The sequence below is a fragment of the Pseudotabrizicola sp. genome (assembly GCF_030684215.1).
Taxonomy (GTDB): domain Bacteria; phylum Pseudomonadota; class Alphaproteobacteria; order Rhodobacterales; family Rhodobacteraceae; genus Pseudotabrizicola.
The window spans coordinates 35,842-42,538 of record NZ_JAUXOV010000016.1 but is presented as its reverse complement, the minus strand read 5'-3'; the positions used below and the strand labels follow the sequence as shown (position 1 = coordinate 42,538).

Genomic DNA, 6,697 nt, shown 5'->3' with positions numbered 1-6,697 from the left:
CTGATGGCGTGAGACGCCCCCAAATGTCGCTCATTTTGCGATCTGCCTGACCTGCCTGACGATTGGGGCCTTCTCAATCATCAGACAGGAGGCTTCCATGACAGAGCAGAGAGTAAGCCCGCCTCGCCAGCGAATGATCGAAGACATGCGCATCCGCGGGATGGGCGACAAGGCACAGAAGTCGCACATCCGGGCGATCAAGGATTTCGCGGCCTTTCTCGGGCGATCACCAGACACGGCGACACCGGAGGATCTGCGCGCCCATCAACCTGTGGAAGGGCGACGGTGTGCTGTCGATCCCGGTTGGCGCCTTGTTCCGCGACGGGGCCGACTGGACAAGGTGAAACCGCCTTCGGAGCCATTCAACAAACCAATCTTCGTTGACAGTCATCAATGAACGGAGACGATTTTTCAATCAGCATTGGTGCACGCATTGCGCGGCGTCCAGCCGCAGTTGCAGACAGGCCGAAGCGTCCCAAACATGAAGTGCAGCAAAAGGTGTAACGCGCAAATCCCCGATCTTGGCTGACCGCAGATCAGTATGAATATCCAGCGTGCCGGTCGTGGACGCCGCGGGTCAGGCGCAGCCAGGCTTCGGCATACAACTGTGCCAGATCGCAGGCCTATGGGTGGGGGACAGCCTTCATTTGTAAACCTCGCGCCGGTCGGCAAATGCACGCACCCGTCTGCGCCAGGCGCGGTAGCTGCCGGATTTCAGATTTTGCCGCATCAACGCCTTTACCTGATCCGGACCCACCCCGTGCAGCGCACGGATCTGGTCGAAGCTGGCATGGTCGCTGAGCGCCATCTCGATGATTTCACCAAGGGTCGCGGGGTCAGGGCTTTGGAATTTCATCTGCCGCAAGGTGACTTTGTCGCGCCACAAGTCAAGCTTCCCGGGCTGGACTGACCCGGGGGCCGCTTCAATTTGACCGTTGGATTTCGCGGCCAGAAGGCCCTATCTCAGGTATGGCCAAAGGTCGTAACTTTCCTTGAGGTCGATGCCATGAGGGCGGACCTTTCTCCGAAAGACACGATGCAGCCCAGTTTCGATTTGCCGCCACCGACCCACCTCGCACATGTCGCGCAGTATCTGCATCTGACGCGCATGGTCATGCCCGCGCTCGCACAGACCAGCAGGCGCCATTGGCCGGTGCGCAACGATCACTGTTTTCAACGGATTGTGCTGGACACGATTTGCGGAGGGGTGTGGTACGTCCACATTGCGCGCCCGGCGTACAAGCACCTCAGCCCAGCGCAGGCGATGCGTGCCGTGCAGCTTTGCCATCAGATCATCGCAGATGCGGCAGACCTGAAGGCGCTGAACCAGCAGTCGCTGGCATGGCGCGGCAAAAGCAAAGTCTGACAACGGCCAGACGCCACCATTGGGATCCGCTTGGCTGGTGTCACGCTCTTAACCCGCGACGAAAAGCGGGAAACTGACCCCCAGCGCCCAGGCAAGGATGATCCCAAGCCCCAAACCCGCAGCACCCGCCCCACTTTGGCGCGTCACCCAGTGGCCCATTGGCCCAAGAACAAGGAAAAACAGCACGATCACCGGCAGGATGATCAGCACGAACAGCAAGCGCTCCAAATCGATGAAGGTTGCCGCCGTCAGCGACGACACGAACGCCAGTCGCGCGACCAGCCGCCGCCAGCCGCCCACCGCCACCACGCTGTCGGCCAGCATGAAGGGGACTGTTCCCACGCCGAGTGCGGCAATGATCCCCATCCGCTGAGCCGTCGGTACGAAGGACGCCGCGTAGCGGTCGATAGCGAACCCGAACACCGCCACTCCCCAGAGCATCAGCGCCAGCGCCGCTGCCCAGACCACCCGTGGCAACGGCCAGACCCGCAGGATCGCCAGTTGTGCCGCACCATAGAGCGCCAGATGGAGGATCAAGTAGTCCGCCACCAGCACCGGCAGGAACGGCCGATAGATCAACACCGCCACCAAAGGCACCACCGCCGCAGGCAGCAGAACCGCGGCCCAGAACCGTCGTACCGGCACGACCGGGCGGGCCGGAGCCACTGGCAACAGCCCCGCCAAAGGTCGAAACAACACCGCGACCCCCGCCAGCAGCAGCAAGATCCACAGACCCGGCTTGACCACCGGCCCGGCGCTTTCCCGCTCAAAGGTCGCATCCAGCCAGTCACGCGCCTCACGCAAGCCAGAACCGCTATACAGCACCCCCACATGCTCTACGCCGGGCGCGACGACCACGCGGCGCGTCACATCGCCAGCCGTGATGGTTGCCCCCTCAACCGCTGCAGGATCGACCATCCGCGCCATCTGCAGCGCCGCCGCCCGCAACATCGCCTCCCACTGGCCTGAGATCACCAGCAGCCGCGCGGGCTGATCAGCCGTCACCGCCTGCGAAAACATCGAGATGCCAACCACCGCATTAACCGCGCCATCGGCAATAGCCGCCCTTGCAACAATATCCGTCGCCATCGAATGCCCCAAAAGAGCCACCCCCGGCCCCACGCCGGGCAAGTCCCGCCCCGCGGCCAGCACGTTCAGCGTCTGATCCACCAGCCGCTGAGTAGTGCCTTCGATGGCGTTCACATCCCCCGACATCGGCACCGGATTGCGGCCATGCCCCTCGAAATCAAAGGCCAGAACCGCATATCCCGACTGCGCCAGCGTCAAGGAATAGGCCTGCATCAGCTGCCGTGATCCGGCAAAGCCATGCGCCACCACCACCAGTGGCCCTGCGGACTCAGGCTGATGGTAAAGCGTCGCAGGCGTTGTCCCCGCAGCAAGATCGGTGATCACCAACCCAGCCCGACCCCGCTCTAGCATGAAAGCCGACAGGGCGATGATCCCAAGCGCCAACACGCCGATCACAAGGTTGCTCCAACGCGTCACGATGCACCTCCTGATCTACCTAGTCCCGACCTAGCCCGCAGGCCGCACCACGACAAGGCGACCACGGCCTTGTTGCTGTGCGTTCGTGCTTCCAGAGCGGAGAGCCAGCCTCCGAGGGCGTGGTTTGCGCGGTTGAGATGCAAAAGGCATGGGGGTTTGGGCTTTGTTTCCTGCAACTACGCAACGTCAAGGGTCATCCATGGAACCACAAGCGGGTCTACCGGATCTATCGCGCGTTGGAATTGAACCTGCGCATCAAACCCCGCAAGCGGTTGAAACGGGACAAACCTGATGCTTTGGCGGTGCCGGAGGCACCCAACCTGACCTGGTCGACGCGTTGCCCGGTAGGCGTTGGCCTTCAAACGCCGTAAGGGGACTTCATGGCAGATCGCCTCGGCGGCCGGCGAACATTTCGGTTGCTGAACGTGCTGGACGACTTCAACCGCGAAGGGCTGGGGATCGCGATCGACTTCTCTCTGCCTGCCGAACGGGTAATACGCAGCTTGCACCGGATCATCGAATGGCGCGGCAAACCCGGCACCATACGGGTCGACAACGGCCCGGAATACATCAGTGGCAAGCTGCTGATCTGAAACGAAAAAAATGGCATCACCATCCAACACATCCAACCTGGCCAGCCGCAGCAGAACGCCTACATCGAACGCTATAACCGCACCGTCAGGCACGAATGGCTCGACCAATACATCATCGAAACGATCGATGAGGCCCAAGATCACGCCACGCAATGGCTATGGACATACAACAACGACCGCCCGAACATGGGCATCGGCGGCATCACACCCGCCCAGAAACTGAAAATGGCCGCGTAAGTTCTACGAATGCACCCTGTTAAAAATGGGGTGATTACCACCCCAGAGATGAAACCCCTCGCACTATGAGCATTCCAGCCGGTCGCAGTGACGATCTGGTCGATGGAAGCCCGCTCGGGGCGCTGCAGCAGTGAATTCAACATCGCCTGTTTCGTCCCGGCGCGTGGGAACGGCGGCTTTGGCATTGGCGTCTCGGCCGCCTGTTCGCGGATCGCAACCACGGTTTTAACCACCAGCGGCTGGATCCCAATCGCCAACAGCCCGGCCTCAGTGAACACCAGCGTGGTGCCATGCCCATCGCCCGTCTCGCGCCAGAGGGGCTCACCGCGCCGCAAGTTGACCTCGACATCTTGCAGCCAGCCGTGCTCGATCATCCTATTGACGGCCATCTTCGCCGCCGCACCAGCCAGCACCTTGGGCGGCGGCAGGGCGATGTTTTCGGGGCGCTGGGCCCCGGCGCTCAGGATGATGGTCTGGGTTTCGTTCAGCTTGGTCATGGCAGGTTCCTCCCAATGGTCGTTGGTGGCAAGGAAGGCAGCGATGCGCGACATCAGGTCGTTGTGACCGCCGGCATCCGTGCCGATGATCACATCGCCATCGTCGTCGCGTTCCAGATCCGCGATCTCGCGCAGGAGGGCGATGGCCTCAATGCAGGCGGCGAGGCGTTCGGCCTCCCATGCGGCGGTGAGGGCATCCTGTTCGATCTGGTGCGCTGGGCGGGATCAAGCGGCATGTTCGCCCTCCTTGAATGCGCTGTCGGTGATCTGGCGCAGGAGGCTGGCGTAGTGGTTCAAGGTGCCGACATCGCCCCAGTTGATCTCGTCGGGGTGGGTCTCGAAATGATCGTCACTCAGGGCTTTCAGGCGATCCAGCATCGCGTCGATCTGGGCCTTGGTGGTCATGAAGGCGTCGTGGGCTTTGGCATTGTCGGTCGCGCGGCGGGGGGCATGGCGTAGTCTCCGGGGTTAGTTGCATCGTTCTCGTGCAATCAGAATCGCTCCATCCCGGAGTGTAATCAACTGATTAACAAACAATAACATTACCTTAGTGGTGGCATAGACAGATGTTCATTCGATGGTCGAACGCGAAAATTGCGCAAGGTCGGTTTGTCACGTCAGGCCAGCCCCCAGGTACACCAGGCCGCATGGCCGGAAGGTATGGGGATGTGTCTGGCGAGCTGATTACCGGTTGGACTTCACGTTGGGCAGACCTATCTACCTGTCATGGATAACAGCGCCACAACGTCCGTTCTTTACAACGCCACCTGCCCGGTCTGTACCTTCGAGATACAGCATTATGCATGCTATGCCGGTGAGAACTGTCTTCCGATCCGGTTCGACGATCTGAACTCCGACGCACGGGATCTATGGGGAATGGATGCTGACGCGGCAGCCCGGCGCCGTTATGTGCTGCGTGAAGGAAAACTGGCGTCAGGAATTGCTGCTTTTCCGGTGCTTTGGGCGCAGATGCCAAGGTACCGGTTGCTGGGTCGTATAGTGAGATTGCCCGGCATCAGACACATCGCATCGCTGGCCTTTGACCACGTCCTAGCACCGGCGATTGACCGCTTGCACCAGCACAGGCAGGCGAACCGTGCTTGCAACTGATGGGGAGGCGGGCTTTGCCGCAAGATGATGATGGCGCAGCGGTGCCGACAGGGCGTGCGGCGCGGTTTCTGCAGTTCGGCGGTATCGCGTCGGGGATTGCGGGTGGCGTTGCTGCGGGGAGCCTGCGGGCGCTAGCCAGCGGCAAGCGGCCTGATCTGGCGCAACTGCTTCTGACGCCGACAAATACCTTGCGGCTAACGGACGGCTTGTCGCATTTGCGGGGGGCCGCGCTGAAGCTGGGGCAGATGCTGTCGATGGATACCGGCGTCGTACTGCCCGACGAGTTGACGGCGATCCTTGCCCGCATGCGCGATGACGCGCGCCACATGCCGCCGAAACAGTTGCAGACCGTGCTGAATGGGGAATGGGGTATCGACTGGTATAGCCGGTTTGCGCGGTTCGATGTGCGCCCATTTGCCGCTGCCTCGATTGGGCAGGTACACCGGGCGGTGACGCGCGACGGTCAGGATCTGGCGATCAAGGTGCAGTATCCCGGCGTGCGCTCCAGCATCGACAGTGATGTTGATAACATGGCCACGCTGATGCGCCTGCCCGGCCTGTTGCCGCGCAGCATGGACATCGGGCCTTTACTGACCGAGGCCAAGCGCCAGCTGCACGCCGAGGCAGACTATATCGCCGAAGCGCAGCATCTGGCGCGGTTCGGCAGACTGCTGGAGGGATCAGATATGTTTGCACTGCCTGCGTTGCATACAGCGCTTTGCACGCCGCAGGTGATCGCGATGGATTTCATGGAAAGCGCCCCGCTTGACAGCCTTGTTGACGCGCCGCAAGCGATGCGCGACCGGGTGGCAGGCGCCCTGATCGACCTTGTGCTGCGCGAGTTATTCCTGTTCGGCGCTATGCAAACAGACCCCAATTTGGCCAATTATCGCTATGAGCCTGCGACCGGGCGGATCATCCTGCTGGATTTCGGCGCAGTGCAGCCCATCGCCCCGAAGCTCGCCGCCGATTTCCGCGCCCTTGCACATGTGGCGCTGGATGGCGGAGAGGCAGAAACGCGCGATGCCATGCTGCGTATCGGGTATTTCGGTGCCAACACGGCCCCTCATCATCAGGCCCTAATCCAGTCGATGTTCAACGCAGCGATGGCCCCCTTGCGGCAAGAGACCCCATTTGACTTTGGCGCAAGTGATCTGCTGGAACGGTTGCGCGACATGGGTATTGCTATCGGCAATGACCGCAAGCTTGCGCATGTGCCGCCAGCGGCCACGCTGTTCTTGCACCGCAAGATCGGCGGCATGTATCTGATGGCCGGAAAACTGCGCGCCCGGGTTGCATTGCGTCCGTTGGTCGAGACCTATTGCCGCAATCGCAGCACCCTGAATTGACACTTTTGAAGTGGGCAACAGCTTGCTCGGCTTATAGTT

At 61.4% G+C, this 6,697-nt stretch carries 7 protein-coding genes and 2 pseudogenes; 5 read left to right on the top strand and 4 right to left on the bottom strand.

Going from position 1 to position 6,697, the window contains the following annotated elements:
• Positions 1–97: 97 nt before the first annotated feature.
• Positions 98–268: pseudogene (locus tag Q8K08_RS01530) on the top strand (phage integrase N-terminal SAM-like domain-containing protein); the annotation flags it as partial.
• Positions 269–643: 375 nt separating this feature from the next.
• On the opposite strand, the gene Q8K08_RS01525 reads toward Q8K08_RS01530, so the two are convergent.
• Entirely contained in the window at positions 644–856 is a 213-nt protein-coding gene (locus tag Q8K08_RS01525; protein ID WP_304801596.1) for a DUF2805 domain-containing protein, read from the bottom strand.
• A 150-nt stretch (positions 857–1,006) separates the two neighbouring features.
• Between Q8K08_RS01525 and Q8K08_RS01520 the strand changes: the two genes are divergently transcribed.
• Complete coding sequence (locus Q8K08_RS01520; protein WP_322573540.1) at positions 1,007–1,366, top strand: hypothetical protein; 360 nt, start codon at positions 1,007–1,009, stop codon at positions 1,364–1,366.
• A gap of 48 nt (positions 1,367–1,414) precedes the next feature.
• Here Q8K08_RS01520 and Q8K08_RS01515 read toward each other — a convergent pair whose 3' ends face one another.
• Positions 1,415–2,872 carry an alpha/beta fold hydrolase gene (locus Q8K08_RS01515; protein ID WP_305248982.1) on the bottom strand — a complete coding sequence of 486 codons (1,458 nt, stop codon included), beginning with the start codon at positions 2,870–2,872 and terminating at the stop codon, positions 1,415–1,417.
• A 140-nt stretch (positions 2,873–3,012) separates the two neighbouring features.
• On the opposite strand from Q8K08_RS01515, the pseudogene Q8K08_RS01510 reads away from it, so the two are divergent.
• Positions 3,013–3,702 (top strand): annotated as a pseudogene (locus Q8K08_RS01510) (IS3 family transposase); the annotation flags it as partial.
• On the opposite strand, the gene Q8K08_RS01505 reads toward Q8K08_RS01510, so the two are convergent.
• Together Q8K08_RS01505 and Q8K08_RS01500 are read right to left on the bottom strand one after the other, a co-directional pair.
• Complete coding sequence (locus Q8K08_RS01505; protein WP_305248983.1) at positions 3,606–4,199, bottom strand: DUF3489 domain-containing protein; 594 nt, start codon at positions 4,197–4,199, stop codon at positions 3,606–3,608. The pseudogene Q8K08_RS01510 and the gene Q8K08_RS01505 sit on opposite strands and share 97 nt — an antisense overlap.
• Before the next feature lie 225 nt (positions 4,200–4,424).
• Entirely contained in the window at positions 4,425–4,604 is a 180-nt protein-coding gene (locus Q8K08_RS01500) for a hypothetical protein (protein ID WP_304801581.1), read from the bottom strand.
• 321 nt (positions 4,605–4,925) lie between these two features.
• Here Q8K08_RS01500 and Q8K08_RS01495 point away from each other — a divergent pair, with 321 nt between their 5' ends.
• Both Q8K08_RS01495 and Q8K08_RS01490 read left to right on the top strand, forming a co-directional pair.
• Positions 4,926–5,309 carry a thiol-disulfide oxidoreductase DCC family protein gene (locus Q8K08_RS01495; RefSeq protein ID WP_304801579.1) on the top strand — a complete coding sequence of 128 codons (384 nt, stop codon included), beginning with the start codon at positions 4,926–4,928 and terminating at the stop codon, positions 5,307–5,309.
• A complete protein-coding gene (locus Q8K08_RS01490; protein ID WP_370870478.1) occupies positions 5,309–6,658 on the top strand; it encodes an ABC1 kinase family protein in 1,350 nt (449 codons plus the stop codon). Before Q8K08_RS01495 ends, Q8K08_RS01490 begins: the two co-directional genes overlap by 1 nt.
• Positions 6,659–6,697 lie beyond the last annotated feature (39 nt).